Raw genomic sequence first — 13,902 nt, 5'->3', positions numbered from 1 at the left:
CGCGGCCGGTCGTGCGGCCGGTCCGGCCGGTCAAGGGGCGAGCACGTCCGCCAGCCAGCTCAGTTGGCGACGGACGTGCACGGCGTCGCCGCCCTCGTGCTGGTTGAAGGGGTACGCGTGGATCTCCCGCAGCGGAGAGCGGCCGGTGAGCTCTCCGTAACGGTTGTAGGCGGCGTAAGCGCCGCTGGGCGGGCAGACCGTGTCCCGCAGCCCGACCCCGAAGTGCGCGGGGGCGGCGGCGCGCCGGGCGAAGGAGACGCCCTCCACGTAGGAGAGGGTGCGACGGGCGGCGGCCTCGGCGCCGCGGTGCACGGAGAGGTAGGTGGCGATCTCGCCGTACGGGCCGGCGTCGGTGAGGTCGAGGGCGCGCCGGATACCGCACAGCAAGGGCGCGCTGACCACCGCGGCGGCGAGGTCGGGGACCAGCCCGGCGACGGCCAGGGCGAGCCCGCCGCCCTGGCTGTTGCCGACCGCCGCCACCCGGTCACGGTCCACGCCCGGGAGCGACCGCAGTGCGGCGACGGCGCGAACCGCGTCGGTGATCAGCCGCCGGTAGTGGTAGTCGTGCGGGTCCAGCAAGCCGCGTACGACCGGTCCCGGACCGCCCGGTGCCCCGGCGTGCGGGTCGGGGGTGTCGCCACCGCTGCCGTACTGGTCGCCCTGGCCCCGGTTGTCCATGAGCAGGTGCGCGTATCCCGCGGCGGCCCAGGTGAGCCGCTCGTGGGGCAGGCCGCGCCCGCGCCCGTACCCCGCGTACTCGACGACGGCCGGGCGCGGCCGCGGGTCTCCCGCCGGTCGTGTGTACCAGGCGCGTACCGGATCGCCCGCGAAGCCGCGGAAGGTCACGTCCCACGTGTCGACCAGGCGCAGCCCGTTGTCGACAGGCCGTACGGACACGACCGGTTCGGTCCGGCCGGATTCCTCCGACGTGGCTCGCCAGAAGGCGTCGAAGTCGGCCGGCTCGTCAGGGGCGGGACGGTGTTTCTCCAGTTCGGCCGGTGGCAGATCGAAGGCGGGCATGGCACCTCGCTGAGGGTCAGGGCGCTGCCGGGCCATCCGATCGGCACGGACGCCTGCCGGAAACTTTCGAAGAGTCAGAACGGAGAACTCCCCAGTTCCTTTGCGGATATGCACAGCCCCACGCCAATTCTGACGCAACACGACCTCGTGCAGTACCCATTGACACCGCTATCGCACACCCTTAAGTTGCGGCTTCATTGCCGAAATATTCGGAGAGATTGCCGGCCGACGGGATCGGCCGCGGCCACACGTTGACGGTCGGCTCCTTCGTCCGGTCCCTCGGACCGGCCACGGGCCCGGCCCGAGGGACCGGCTCATCGGACAGGCCCGTCGGACCGGCCGTCGGACCGGCCCGTCGGACACTCACCGCCCTTGCCCCGCTCTTCTCCACGGGAGGCCCGAGCGTGACGACCCGCACCGCTGTGGACCCGGAGCCGGCCACCGGGAATGCGCCTCCGCCCGAGGACACCGCCCCACGGCGCGGAAGGCGGCCCGCCGCGCGCCGCACCTGGCGGCAGGCGCTGCGCCGGGACTGGCAGCTCTACTCGCTCGCCGTGCTGCCGCTCGCGTTCTTCCTGGTGTTCCGCTACCTGCCGATGATCGGCAATGTCATCGCCTTCCGCCGCTTCGAGCCGGGCGGTTCCATCCTGGGCGAACAGTGGGTCGGACTGCGGTACGTGCGCATGTTCCTGACCGATCCGACGTTCTGGCAGGTGTTCACGAACACCCTGTGGCTGGGCGCCCTGACGCTGCTGTTCTGCTTCCCGGTGCCGATCGTGCTGGCGCTGCTGTTCAACGAGGTCCGCACCCGGGCGCTGAAACGCTTCGTGCAGTCGGTCTCGTACCTCCCCCACTTCCTGTCCATCGTGATCGTCGCGGGCATCACCACGCAGATGCTCGCCGCCGACGGACCGGTGAATCAGGCGCTCGAGAGCCTCGGCCAGGCACCGGTCGCGTTCCTCCAGGAGCCCGGCTGGTTCCGTACCGTCTTTGTGGGTTCGGAGATCTGGCAGACCGCCGGCTGGGGCACCATCCTGTATCTCGCGGCGCTGACCACCATCGACGAGGACCTGTACGAGGCGGCCCGCATCGACGGTGCGGGCCGGTGGCGGCAGATCTGGCACGTCACCCTGCCCGGCATCCGGCCGACCATGATCACGCTCCTGATCCTCAACATCGGCACCTTCATGGCCGTCGGCTTCGAGAAGGTCCTGCTCCTGTACAACCCGCTGACGTACCCGACCGCCGACGTCATCTCCACCTACCTGTACCGGACGGGCGTCGAGTCCAACAGCTTCAGTTACGCCGCCGCCATCGGCCTCTTCGAGGCGGTCATCGGTCTGGTCCTGATCGCCTCCGCCAACCTGCTCTCACGCCGCACAGTGGGGACGAGCCTGTGGTGACACCGCGCCGCACGGACAACCGCGGGGACCGCCGCCCGGGCCACGGGCCGGGCGCACGGCTGAGTCCACGGCCGGGCGCACGACCGGTCCGCGGCACCGTGCGGCGGCCCCTCCATCGTCCGGGCCGTGGCTACCGGGTCTTCCAGGGGATCAACGCCCTGGTGCTGACGGGTGTCGTCGTGCTGACCCTCTACCCGTTCCTCAACATCCTCGCCCGCTCGTTCAGCGCCGAGGCCCGGATCAGGGCCGGCGAGGTGAACCTGTGGCCGCGGGGGTTCAACCTCACCACCTACGAGATCGTTTTCCGGGACGAGACGTTCTGGCGCAACTACGGCAACACCGTCCTCTACACGGTCGTCGCCACGGCTGTCGCCATGCTCCTGACGACCTGTTACGCGTATGTCCTGTCGAAGAAGGACCTCGCGGGCCGGGGCTTCCTCATCGGTGTCGCCGTGTTCACCATGTTCTTCTCCGGCGGGCTGATCCCCCACTACGTGCTCGTCACCAGCCTCGGCATGAAGAACACCCTCTGGGCGATGGTGATCCCCAACGCGATCAGTGTGTTCAACCTGCTGGTGATGAAGGCGTTCTTCGAGAGCCTGCCGGCCGAACTGGAGGAGGCGGGGCAGATCGACGGCCTGAGCACCTACGGCACCCTGCTCCGGATCGTGCTTCCGCTGTCCAAGGCGGTCGTCGCCACGATGGTCCTGTTCTACTCCGTGAGCTTCTGGAACTCCTGGTTCTCCGCGTTCCTCTACTTCGACCGGGCGGACCTGATGCCGGTCACCGTCTATCTGCGCAACCTCATCGTGGGCGCCACCGGCGGGACGGGCGCCGGGGCGAGCACGGACCAGCTCACCCAGGTCGCCGCGAACATCCAGTCGGTCACCATCGTGCTCACCGCGCTGCCCGTCCTGTGCGTGTATCCGTTCGTCCAGCGCTATTTCGTCTCCGGCGTCATGCTCGGCGCGGTCAAGGGATGACCGGTCCACCCCTGGCGCACCATCGGGACAAGGGAGTGAGGAGTCACCGTGAAGAACTCCGGACAGCTGTCGCGACGCGGTCTGCTCGCAGTGGCGGGCTTCGCCGGGCTCGCCGCACTGAGCGGGTGCGGCGGGGGCGAGGGCGACGAAGGCCCCGCTGACCTGTCGAAGAAGCGCAAGGGAGCGATGGACAAGTACGGCGTCGGCGACCAGTTCACGGCGGCCGGGCCGCTCAGCTTCTCGATCCTGCACAACAACATGCCGACCTACCCGATGAAGGACTCCTGGCTCTTCTGGAAGGAGATCACCAGACGCACGAAGGTCACCTTCGAGCCGACAGCGGTGCCGGCCAGCGACTACGAGAAGAAGAGAAGCCTGATGATCGGTGCGGGCGACGCCCCCTGGATCATCCCCAAGACCTACCACCCCCAGGAGACCGCGTTCGTCTCCTCGGGGGCGTTGCTCCCGGTCAGCGAGTACACCGGCCTCATGCCGAACTTCACGGCCAAGGTGAAGGCATGGGGCCTGGAGGGAGAACTCGACTCCATCCGGCAGGCCGACGGCAGGTTCTACCTGCTGCCGGGCCTGCACGAGAAGGTGCGGCACGGCTACTCGCTGGCCCTGCGCACGGACGTCCTGGAGCGGCTCGGCCTGAAGCTTCCCGGTACCTGGGACGAGGTCTACGACGTCCTCAAGGCGATCAAGGAGGAGTACCCCGACCGCTATCCGTTCTCGGACCGCTGGAGCGTCCCCACCTACCCGGCCGGATCGCTCCTGTCGTACCTCTCCAAGACCTACGGCACCAAGGCCGGCTGGGACTACGACAACGTCACCTTCGACACCACGGCGCAGAAGTACGTGTTCACCGGGGCCATGGACGAGTACCGGCGGCTGCTCGAATATCTCCGCAAGCTGTGCGCCGAGAAGCTGCTGGATCCGGAGAGCTTCACCCAGACCGACGACGAGGCCGTGCAGAAGCTCCTGTCCGAGAAGTCCTTCGCGATCAGCGCCAACCCGCAGGAGCTCGTGCAGAACTACCGGTACAACCTCTCCGAACAGGTCGAGGGCGCCACGATCGAGATGATCCCGGTACCCGTCGGCCCGGCCGGCCGGGCGGTGCGGGGAAGCCGTCTGGAGAACGGCCTGCTGATCTCCAGCGCGGCGCTCAAGAGCGACAGCTTCGTCGCGCTGATGCAGTTCGTGGACTGGCTGTGGTACTCGGACGCCGGGCAGGAGTTCGGCAAATACGGTGTCCAGGGCGTCACCTACAGCCGGTCCGGGCCCGGCCGGTACCGGGTCGAGGACGGTATCGGCCTCATGGGCACCCCTGCCGACGCGCCGAAGGACCTCCAGAAGGACTACGGATTCTCCAACGGCGTGTTCGCCTACGGCGGCAGCTGGGCGCTGGTCTCCTCGTCCTTCGCCCCGGACGAGAAGAAGTTCGCCGACGCCATGGCGCGGCGCCCCCTCCTCCCCGTCGAACCCGCTCATCCTCTGAGGGCCGAGGAGCAGGAGCAGGCGGCGCTCTGGGACACCCCGCTCAAGGACCACGTCGCACAGAACACACTGAAGTTCGCCCTCGGCAAGCGTCCCCTGGCCGAATGGGACAGCTACGTCGCCGAGCTCAAGAGCCGGAACATGGACCGCTACGTCGACCTGCACAACCAGGCCTACGAACGCTTCCAGCGCGAGAAGGGCCGATCCCCATGCGTCACCGCGTCCCGGACCGGCCCGTGGGCGGGCTCGGTCCGCGTCCCGGCACCCGGACCGAGCACGGTCCGGGTGCCGAGGGCCGGCCCTCGCCGGGCCGCGTGCCCGGGCCCGGCTTCTCCGGCGACGGTCCGCTCTCCCGGGCCGCCGCCCTGGTCCACACCCTGCTCACGGTGGAGGCGATGCTGCTCGCCGCCGCGTCCCCGGGGCTCGTCGCCCTGTTCTTCCTCGACCGCGACCCGGCCGGTCTGCCGCTCGCCGCCGTCTGTCTGCTGCCGCTCGGCCCCGCTCTCGCCGCCGCCCTCCACGCGCTGCACCACCGCGGTCGCGACCTGACCGACCTGCACCCGGCCCGCGACTACTGGCGCGGCTGGCGCCTGAACGCCTGGCCCGCCCTCAAACTCTGGGCGGGGCTGCTCACCTGGCTCACCGTCATCGCGTTCTGCCTCGCCCACTTCCCGCTCACCGGACTGCCCGGCTGGTGGGCCGCCCTGCTGGCGGCGGCCGGGCTCGCGGGGCTGCTCTGGGGCGCCCACGCCCTGGTCCTCACCTCCCTGTTCGCCTTCCGCACGGCGGACACCTGCCGGCTCGCCGCGTACTTCCTGCTCCGCCACGGCAGGACCACCCTCGGCGCCGCCTCCTTGATCATCGTCGCCGCCGGCCTGACGCTCCTCGCCACCGAGGCCCTGCCCGCCCTGCTCGCCCCGCTCCTGCTGCTGTCCCTGCTGCACACCAGCCGCCCGGTGATCATCGAGACCGAGGAGGACTTCACCGTATGACCCCGCCCCGCACCGGCAAGATCCCCTACGGCGGCGACTACAACCCGGAACAGTGGCCCGAGGCCGTCTGGGACGACGACCACCGGCTGTTCACCCAGGCACGCGTCGACACCCTCACCGTCGGTGTCTTCTCCTGGTCCCTCACCCAGCCCGCCGAGGACGTCCACGACTTCACGGTCCTCGACCGGATCGTGGACCGCGCCGCCGCCGAGGGCCGACGCGTCTGCCTCGCCACCGGAACCGCCGCTCTCCCGCCCTGGCTGGCCCGCGCCCACCCCGAGGTCAACCGGACCGACTTTGAGGGCCGCCGCCACCGCTACGGCCAGCGCCACAACTTCTGCCCCAGCTCACCCGTCTACAAGACGGCCGCCGCCGCGCTCGCCGGCCGCCTCGCCGAACGCTACGCGGACCATCCGGCGCTCCTCGCCTGGCACATCGGCAACGAGTACGGCGGTGCCTGCTACTGCGACCTGTGCGCGGTGGCCTTCCGTGGCTGGCTGCGCGAGCGGCACGGCGGCCTCGACGCCCTCAACGACGCCTGGTGGACGACCTTCTGGTCGCACCGGTACACCGACTGGGACGAGATCGAGCCGCCCAGCGCGCTCACCGAGCACTGGCGCGGCCCCGACCACACCGCCTTCCAGGGCATCACCCTGGACTTCCTGCGGTTCACCACCGACGCCCTCCTCGGCTGTTTCCTCGCCGAGAAGGAGGCGATCCGCGCACACTGCCCCGACACGCCCGTCACCACCAACTTCATGGGCATGTACCGGCCGCTCGACTACCACCGCTGGGCGCCCCACCTCGACTTCGCCTCCTGGGACAACTACCCGCCCCTGGACGCGCCGCCGACCTGGCCCGCGCTCGCCCACGACCTGATGCGCGGACTCAAGGACGGCGCCCCCTTCTGGCTGATGGAACAGACTCCCTCCACGACGGCCAGCCGTGACGTCAACCCCCTCAAGCGCCCCGGCGAACTGCGCCTGGCCGGCTGGCAGGCGGTCGCCCACGGCGCCGACGCCGTCCTCTACTTCCAGATGCGTGCCTCCCGGGGCGCCTGCGAGAAGTACCACGGCGCGGTCATCGGCCACGGCGGCCGGGCCGACACCCGGGTCTTCCGCGAGGTGAGCGCGCTGGGCATGGAGCTGGAGCTGCTGGGCGACGCCGCGCTCGGGGCCCGCACCCCGGCCCGTGTCGCCCTGCTCTTCGACTGGGACAGCTGGTGGGCCCTGGAGATCTCCGACGGCCCCACCCGCCTGCTGCGCTACCGGGAACAGGCGCACGCCTACTACCGGGCCGCCCGGGAGGCGGGAGCGGACGTCGACGTCGTCCCGGTCACCGCGGACCTCTCCGCCTACGACGTGGTCCTCGCCCCCGTCCTGCACATGGTCAAGGGCGATCTCGCCACCCGGCTGGAGGCCGTGGCCGCGCGCGGTGGCACGGTCCTCGCCACGTTCCTCTCCGGCCGCGTCGACGAGCACGACCGGGCGTTCCTGTCCGACGTCCCCGGCCCGCTGGCCCCCCTCATGGGCATCCGCGTCGACGAATGGGACGCCCGCCCGGCGGACACCGCCCATCCCGTCGTCCTCCACGGCACCAAGAACGAGGCGCCGGACGAGGCACCGGACGAGGACGAGACCCCGGACGCCGTGCGCACGGACGCGCGCCTGGTGTTCGAGATCGTCCTGCCGCGCGGCGCCGAGCCGGTCGGCACGTACACGGCCGACTTCTACGCGGGCACTCCGGCCGTCACCCGCCACGCCTTCGGCGCGGGCGAGGGCTGGTACGTCGCCACGGCGCTGGACCGGACCGGTGTGGACTCGGTGGTACGCCGCGTCCTGGCCCGGCACGACCTGATCGGCCCCTACGCCGACCGGCCGGACGTGGAGACCGCCACGCGCGTCGCCCCCGACGGAACCCGACTGCACTTCCTCCTCAACCACGCGCCCGAGCCGGCCCGCCTGACCGCCCACGTCACCGGCACCGACCTGCTGACGGGGCGCCGGGTCGAGCGGGGCGCCCCGCTCGTCCTCGACCCGCGCGGGGTGGCGGTGGTGCGGGCTCAGTGAATGCGACGGCCGTGGGCGTCCGGTACACCGGACTTGCGGAAGAAGTAGCTGTTCACCTGGTCCCGCCACTCGCGGGCGCAGCGGAGCTGTTCCTCGTAGCGCTCCGCCACCCGGGCGTGCCGCGCGTCGTCGACCAGGCCGGCGAGCGAGGCCCAGGTCTCCCGCGCCGCCGCCACCTCGGCCACGCCCTCGAAACGCGTGTCGTAGATGTGCTGGATCACGGTCGTGCCGCTCTGCAGCACATGGCCGTAGGGCACGTGGTGGAAGAACAGCAGCAGCTCGTCGGGGCAGGTGCCGGCCGACTCGTACACCTCGGCCCACGGCGCGGCGTACTGTCCCGCGTACCCGGTGCCCGTGGCGCGGCTGCGGTCGACGCCGATCCCGTTCCGGTCGGCGAAGTGGTAGGTGCCCCAGGGGCTGTACTCGTACCCGTCCACGCTCGGCCCGTAGTGATGGCCCGGCTGCACCATGAAACCCACGCCGAGCGGCGCGGTGTACTTCTCGTACGTGCGCCACGAGTCGCGCAGGACGGCGCGCAGCCCGGCGCGCAGGCGTTCCGGGTCGGGGCCGGCCTCCGGTGTGAAGGTCAGCTCGATCCACTCGTCCAGGAGCGCGAGGGGGTCCGCGTCCGGCTGCCAGCCGAGCCGCCCCACGGCGTACAGGTTCGCCTGGGCGAGGGGGTGCCCGGTCCAGTACGGGTCGTCACCGGCGTTGGACACCGCGACGAGTCCGCCCCGCACCAGCTCGCCGACGCGGGCCGCCGCCGCGCCGCCGGGGCGGAACCGCAGCACCTGGCTCCACATCGGCGCGAGCGCGCACACGTGCCGCTGCTGGCCGGTGTACTCCTGCGTCGCCTGGATCTCCACCGCCAGCCGGGTGCGCGGCATGGCGCCGATGACCGGTGAGACGGGCTCACGTGTCTGGAAGTCCACCGGCCCGTGCTTCACCTGGAGCACGGCGTTGTCCCGGAAGGCGCCGTCGAGCGGCACGAAGTGGTCGTACGCGGCCCGTGCGCGGTCGGTCGTCCGGTCCCGCCAGTCCTGCCGGTGGTCGTAGACGAAGGCACGCCAGTGCACGGTGCCGCCGTACGGGGCGAGCGCGTCGGCGAGCAGGTTGGCGCCGTCCGCGTGGCTGCGGCCGTAGGCGAAGGGTCCCGGCTGCCCCTCCGAGTCCGCCTTCACCACGTACCCGCCGAAGTCCGGTATCGCCGCGTACACCCGCTCGGTCGCCCCGGCCCACCATGCGCGTACCTCCTCCTGGAGCGGGTCGGCCGTGGTGAGCCCGCCGAGCACGACCGGCGCGGCGAAGGTGACCGACAGGTGCGTCCTGATCCCGTAGGGGCGCAACGCGTCCGCGATGTCCGCCACGTCCCCGATCCGGTCGGTCAGCAGATGTGCCTCGGCCTCGTGGACGTTGACGTTGTTCACGGAGACCGCGTTGATCCCGCACGCCGCGAGCAGCCGACCGTACGCCCGCACCCGCTCCAGGTCGCCGCGCGCCCGGCCGTCGCGCCAGAACAGCGAGCCGCCCGCGTACCCCCGCTCCACCTGTCCCATCACCGGGTGGACGGCCACGTTGTCCCAGTGGTCCAGCATGCGCGTGGCCAGCGCGGGGCGGTGCGCCTCGGGCGCGTGCTCGCCGTCGAACGCGGCCGCGCCGAGCCGTACGACGTGGAACAGTCCGTGAAGCAGTCCGCGCTGCCCCGTGGCCGTCACCACCGTCCTGCCCCGCTCCCGGGCCAGCGTGAACCCCTCGTCGCCGCGTTCGGCGGCCTCTTCCAGGCACAGCAGCAGGTCGTACGCGGGACCGGTCGACGCGGTCCCTTCTCGTGCGCGCGTCACCGTACCGCCGAACCGCTCGCAGGCCGCGGCCACCTCACCGTGCGCGGTGTCCACGAGGGGGCCTGTCCCGCTGACGAGGACGCGCCGGGAGCCGAGCGCGCGGAACGCCTCCGGCGGCAGCCAGGCGGGGTCGGCTTCCGTCCGCGGTACGGAGAAGACGGGCGGTCCGGGTGGTTCGGAAGCGGGGCCGGGGCCGCGGGGCGCGTCGGTCACGAGATCCTCCCGGGGGCTACGGCAGTCGCCAGTCCACCGGCTGTGCTCCTTGGCGGACCAGAAGGTCGTTGGCGCGGCTGAAGGGCCGCGAGCCGAAGAATCCCCGGTCCGCGGACATCGGGGAGGGATGGGCGGACTCGATCGCGGGCAGGTCGCCGAGGAAGGGCCGGAGGTTCCGGGCGTCACGGCCCCAGAGGACGGACACCAGCGGCTTGCCCCGCGCCACCAGGGCGCGGATGGCCTGTTCGGTCACTTCCTCCCACCCCTTGCCGCGGTGGGCGGCGGGCTTGCGAGGGGCGGTGGTGAGCGCCCTGTTCAGCAGCAGCACGCCTTGACGCGTCCACGGTGTGAGGTCCCCGTTGGACGGCCGGGGCAGTCCGAGGTCCGACTGCAGTTCCCGGAAGATGTTCTCCAGGCTGCCGGGCAGGGAACGCACGTCGGGCGACACCGCGAAGCTGTGCCCGATGGCCATTCCCGGCGTCGGATAGGGGTCCTGCCCGACGATCAGCACCCGCACCTCGTCGAAGGGTTGCTGAAAGGCACGCAGGACATGCCCGCCGGCCGGCAGGTAAGTACGGCCGGCCGCGATCTCGGCTCGCAGGAAATCGCCCATCGCGGCGATGCGCCCGGCCACGGGGCGCAGCGCGTCCGCCCACCCGGATTCGACTAGTTCGTTCAAGGGTCGTGCTGCCACAGCGGATCACTCTACTGGCCCACGGGACGGGCCCACCAATCCAGGACGAAGGGAGAGCAACGGTCCTGTCGGCAACCGCCGTTCACGGACACCGCTCCGTGGTCACCGGTCGGCACGCGTATGCCGAGTCCGGCCGGATTCATGCCGCGAGCGGTTCCTCTTCATGATGCGAGCGGTTCCTCGCCCGAGCGCCGGGGCTCGGGTTAGGCTGCCGCCGTCACTCGCCGTTCGTTCTCGTCTCTCTTCAATTCCTCGCCTTTCCCCACCGTTTCCCTCCCACTCATCCTGGAGCCGGTCCATGAGCTCAGCCGGGCATGTGAGCTGGGTGCTGGGCGTCGACTCGGGCGGTTCGGGTCTGCGGGTCGCGCTCGGCTCGGCCAGTGGCGGGAGCGGGAACGCCGACGGTACGGGCCGGGTCGCCGCCCTCGCCACGGTCACCTCCGCCGAGCCGGTCCGTACGGGCCCCTCCGGCATCGACCCGGCCGACCTCCTCGGCCGGCTGCTGCCCGCCGTGGAGTCGCTGCTGGCGACGGTGGGGGCGCACCGCGGCGGTGGTACGGCGCGGCCGGCCGCGGTCGCCATCGGAGCGGCCGGGATGGCGTCGCTCGGTGACGCGTTGCGCGCCGAGCTGCCCGCCGCGCTGCACGGGGCGCTGGGCGTACGGAAAGTGGCGCTGGCCGCGGATGCCGTCACCGCGTACGCCGGAGCCCTCGGCCAGCGCCCGGGGGCGGTCGTCGCGGCCGGTACGGGGCTCATCGCCCTGGGCACCGGCCTGACGGACTGGCGGCGGGCGGACGGCTGGGGCCATCTGCTCGGGGACTGCGGGGGCGGCGCCTGGATCGGCCGCGCCGGGCTGGAGGCGGCCCTGCGCGCGCACGACGGCCGGAGCGGAGGTTCGCCCGCACTGTTGTCCAGGATGGAGGACGCGTTCGGGCCCGCCGACGGGATGCCGGGGCTGCTCTATCCACGCACCGACCGGCCCGCCGTCCTGGCCTCCTTCGCACCGGAGGTGGCCCGGTGCGCGGCCGACGATCCGGTCGCGCGGAGCATCATGTCGGCCGCCGCCCGCCATGTCGCGGAGGCTGCCGAGGCGGTCTGCCCCGCCTCCGGTTCGCCCGAAGTCGCCCTGACGGGCGGTCTGTTGAAGCTCGGCGACCCGTTCCTCGACCCCCTGCGCGCCGAGCTGGCCCGGCGGCTGCCGCATGCCGCGCCGGTACCCGCGACGGCGGACCCACTGGCGGGGGCACTGCTCGTGGCGGGGGCGCTCGCCACGGATTCGCTGCGACTGCCACGCGATCCACACCTGCTGAACATCCCGACAGAACGGGATGGATGAGCGGAAAAATACCTAACGGATAAATAAGGACAGACGGTTCCCCGCCGCCCCCTGACCGAACAGCGGAAGCCACGAAACCAGTAGCATTCGACGCCATGAGCACCCCCACTGGGCCCGCATCCGGCCTGCCCGTACGAATGCCGCGACCCCGACAGTCGGGGCGCCACCGCCGCCCGGAGCCGGTCGCGGCTCCCGATGGCGCTCCCGCGCTCGTCCTGGCCGTCCCCGGCACGCCCTCGGCCGCCGTGCGTGGTCTGGCCGAGGAGCTCGTCAGCATCGCCCGTTCCGAGCTGCCCGGCCTGGAAGCGGGCATCGGCTTCCTGGAGGGCGACGACCAGTACCCCTCGCTCCAGGCGGTGCTGGCCGGCGCCGCGGCGCTGCGTACCGAGCGCTACGAACTGGCCAAGTCCCTGGGCCGGGAGGTCAGCGAGCCCGAGGGCCCGGTCGCGGTCGTCGTACCGCTGCTGGCAGGGCCGGACAGCGCTCTGATCGCGCGGATAGGCGAGGCTGTCGAGGCCGGCGGCGCGGCCGCGGAGCTGACGGACGTGCTCGGTCCGCACCCGCTGCTCGCCGAAGGGCTGCACGTACGCCTGTCGGAGGCCGGTCTCGCCCGGGCCGACCGCGCCCGGCTGTTCACGGTCGCCACGGCGGCCGACGGGATCATCCTCGGCACGGTGGGCGGCGAGGAGGCGGTCCAGGCGGCGGGCATCACCGGGATGCTGCTGGCCGCGCGGCTCGCGCTGCCGGTGATGGCCGCGGCCCTGGACCAGGAAGGCTCGGTGGCCGCCATCGCGGAGCAGCTGCGCGCGGCCGGCTCGACCCAGCTGGCGCTGGCGCCGTACCTGGTCGGTCCCGAGCTGCCCGAGGGGCTGCTGGACGCGGCGCTCAAGGAGGCGGACTGCGCGACGGCCGAACCGCTGGGCTCGTACCCGGCGATCGGCAAGCTCGTGCTGTCGAAGTACACGACCGCGCTGGGCATCACTCCGCAGCCGCAGGGCACCCCGGCGCGCTGACGCCGCACTCGCGGGGTGACGGCGATGCCGTCGGCCCCGCGCCCGCGGGGTGCGTCGGCACGCCGCCCCACGCCCGACGGGGTGCGTCGGCACGTCATCCGGCCGACGCCCGGCGGCGGGAGGGCGGACCCGTACGCCGGAAGCAGCCCGCGCCGGCCCCCGGCCCCCTCCTGGACCTTGTCCGGACTCCGGGCTCTCCGGTCCAGGCCGGCCCGCGTCCCGCGCCTCCCGCGCCCGGCGCCAAAAGTCCTGGTCGAGGGCCGGGCGCCGGGTGAGGCGCCCGTCGGCCTGGGCCGATACACCACCGACCGGCACGCCCCGGGTCCGCTCAACCTGAGCGGCGTGCACGGTCATGTCTTCAACGTGTCCACCGACCCGCGCCGCCGTGGGCTCGGTCATGCCCGTGCCTGCCTCGCCGCGCTGCTGGACTGGTTCGCCACCGGCACCGGGGCCCGGGTGATCGGCCTGAACGCCACCGGGGACGGCCTGGGCCTCTACCGCTCCCTCGGCTTCACCGCGCCGCGCCATCCGGCCCTGCAACTGCGGCTCACCCAGGAGGAGCCGGAGGGGTGACCGAGGCGGGCCGGACGCGGTTTCCCCGGCCGGGGTGTCGCGCAACCGCCCGACGGGCTGATGGCCGGCCCCGGCGCGTCCGACGATTCGACCGCCCCCGCAGCCCCCGCGCCCCCGCCTCCCCCCTTTCACCGTCGCGCACGATTTCATGCGGGGATGAGACCGGTATCGGGGTTGCGCCGGGGGCGCGCGTTGACGATCAAGTAGGCCGATGAGACCCCGCACGCCGACCTGCCGCGATTGCCCCGCGTAGTTGAACCACAGCAAA

Annotated in this window: 10 protein-coding genes and 1 pseudogene; 8 read left to right on the top strand and 3 right to left on the bottom strand. The window is 72.2% G+C overall.

The window, feature by feature from the left end; all coding sequences use genetic code 11:
* Positions 1–30: 30 nt before the first annotated feature.
* Positions 31–1,020: an acetylxylan esterase gene (locus tag IG02_RS0107815; RefSeq protein WP_030743484.1), complete on the bottom strand. Its 990-nt coding sequence runs from the start codon at positions 1,018–1,020 to the stop codon at positions 31–33.
* Between the two features lie 404 nt (positions 1,021–1,424).
* Between IG02_RS0107815 and IG02_RS0107810 the strand changes: the two genes are divergently transcribed.
* The 5 genes and pseudogenes from IG02_RS0107810 (at position 1,425) to IG02_RS0107790 (ending at position 7,964) form a co-directional block, all read left to right on the top strand.
* Positions 1,425–2,423, top strand: coding sequence for an ABC transporter permease (locus IG02_RS0107810; protein WP_030743481.1), 999 nt, complete (start codon positions 1,425–1,427; stop codon positions 2,421–2,423).
* Positions 2,424–2,521: 98 nt separating this feature from the next.
* Positions 2,522–3,406, top strand: coding sequence for a carbohydrate ABC transporter permease (locus tag IG02_RS0107805; protein WP_030743479.1), 885 nt, complete (start codon positions 2,522–2,524; stop codon positions 3,404–3,406).
* Between the two features lie 48 nt (positions 3,407–3,454).
* A pseudogene (locus IG02_RS0107800) lies at positions 3,455–5,104 on the top strand (extracellular solute-binding protein); the annotation flags it as partial.
* Positions 5,105–5,217: 113 nt separating this feature from the next.
* A complete protein-coding gene (locus IG02_RS0107795; protein WP_030743475.1) occupies positions 5,218–5,895 on the top strand; it encodes a hypothetical protein in 678 nt (225 codons plus the stop codon).
* The gene (locus tag IG02_RS0107790) at positions 5,892–7,964 is read left to right on the top strand and encodes a beta-galactosidase (RefSeq protein ID WP_030743473.1); all 2,073 of its coding nucleotides are present in this window, start codon (positions 5,892–5,894) and stop codon (positions 7,962–7,964) included. Before IG02_RS0107795 ends, IG02_RS0107790 begins: the two co-directional genes overlap by 4 nt.
* Here IG02_RS0107790 and IG02_RS0107785 read toward each other — a convergent pair.
* Positions 7,958–9,925: an alpha-glucuronidase gene (locus tag IG02_RS0107785; RefSeq protein ID WP_030743471.1), complete on the bottom strand. Its 1,968-nt coding sequence runs from the start codon at positions 9,923–9,925 to the stop codon at positions 7,958–7,960. The genes IG02_RS0107790 and IG02_RS0107785 overlap by 7 nt on opposite strands.
* A 109-nt stretch (positions 9,926–10,034) precedes the next feature.
* A complete protein-coding gene (locus IG02_RS0107780) occupies positions 10,035–10,712 on the bottom strand; it encodes a uracil-DNA glycosylase (protein WP_030743469.1) in 678 nt (225 codons plus the stop codon).
* A 298-nt stretch (positions 10,713–11,010) separates the two neighbouring features.
* On the opposite strand from IG02_RS0107780, the gene IG02_RS0107775 reads away from it, so the two are divergent.
* The 3 genes from IG02_RS0107775 to IG02_RS0107765 all read left to right on the top strand — a co-directional run bounded on the left by IG02_RS0107775 (position 11,011) and on the right by IG02_RS0107765 (position 13,634).
* Positions 11,011–12,048 (top strand): N-acetylglucosamine kinase, encoded by a 1,038-nt coding sequence (locus IG02_RS0107775; protein ID WP_030743468.1) that lies wholly within the window; start codon positions 11,011–11,013, stop codon positions 12,046–12,048.
* 95 nt (positions 12,049–12,143) lie between these two features.
* A complete protein-coding gene (locus IG02_RS0107770; RefSeq protein WP_078854284.1) occupies positions 12,144–13,061 on the top strand; it encodes a sirohydrochlorin chelatase in 918 nt (305 codons plus the stop codon).
* A gap of 24 nt (positions 13,062–13,085) precedes the next feature.
* Positions 13,086–13,634 (top strand): GNAT family N-acetyltransferase, encoded by a 549-nt coding sequence (locus IG02_RS0107765; RefSeq protein ID WP_234314653.1) that lies wholly within the window; start codon positions 13,086–13,088, stop codon positions 13,632–13,634.
* Positions 13,635–13,902 lie beyond the last annotated feature (268 nt).

This window comes from Streptomyces sp. NRRL F-5135 (genome assembly GCF_000719775.1).
Taxonomy (GTDB): domain Bacteria; phylum Actinomycetota; class Actinomycetes; order Streptomycetales; family Streptomycetaceae; genus Streptomyces; species Streptomyces hebeiensis.
This window is presented reverse-complemented; position numbering and strand designations above follow the sequence as displayed.

Excerpts from the sequence above, each read along its gene's own strand:
- IG02_RS0107815 (WP_030743484.1), bottom strand. The coding sequence starts at position 1,020 with ATGCCCGCCTTCGATCTGCCACCGGCCGAACTGGAGAAACACCGTCCC.
- IG02_RS0107770 (WP_078854284.1), top strand. The coding sequence starts at position 12,144 with ATGAGCACCCCCACTGGGCCCGCATCCGGCCTGCCCGTACGAATGCCG.
- IG02_RS0107790 (WP_030743473.1), top strand. The coding sequence starts at position 5,892 with ATGACCCCGCCCCGCACCGGCAAGATCCCCTACGGCGGCGACTACAAC.
- IG02_RS0107765 (WP_234314653.1), top strand. The coding sequence starts at position 13,086 with ATGCCGTCGGCCCCGCGCCCGCGGGGTGCGTCGGCACGCCGCCCCACG.
- IG02_RS0107775 (WP_030743468.1), top strand. The coding sequence starts at position 11,011 with ATGAGCTCAGCCGGGCATGTGAGCTGGGTGCTGGGCGTCGACTCGGGC.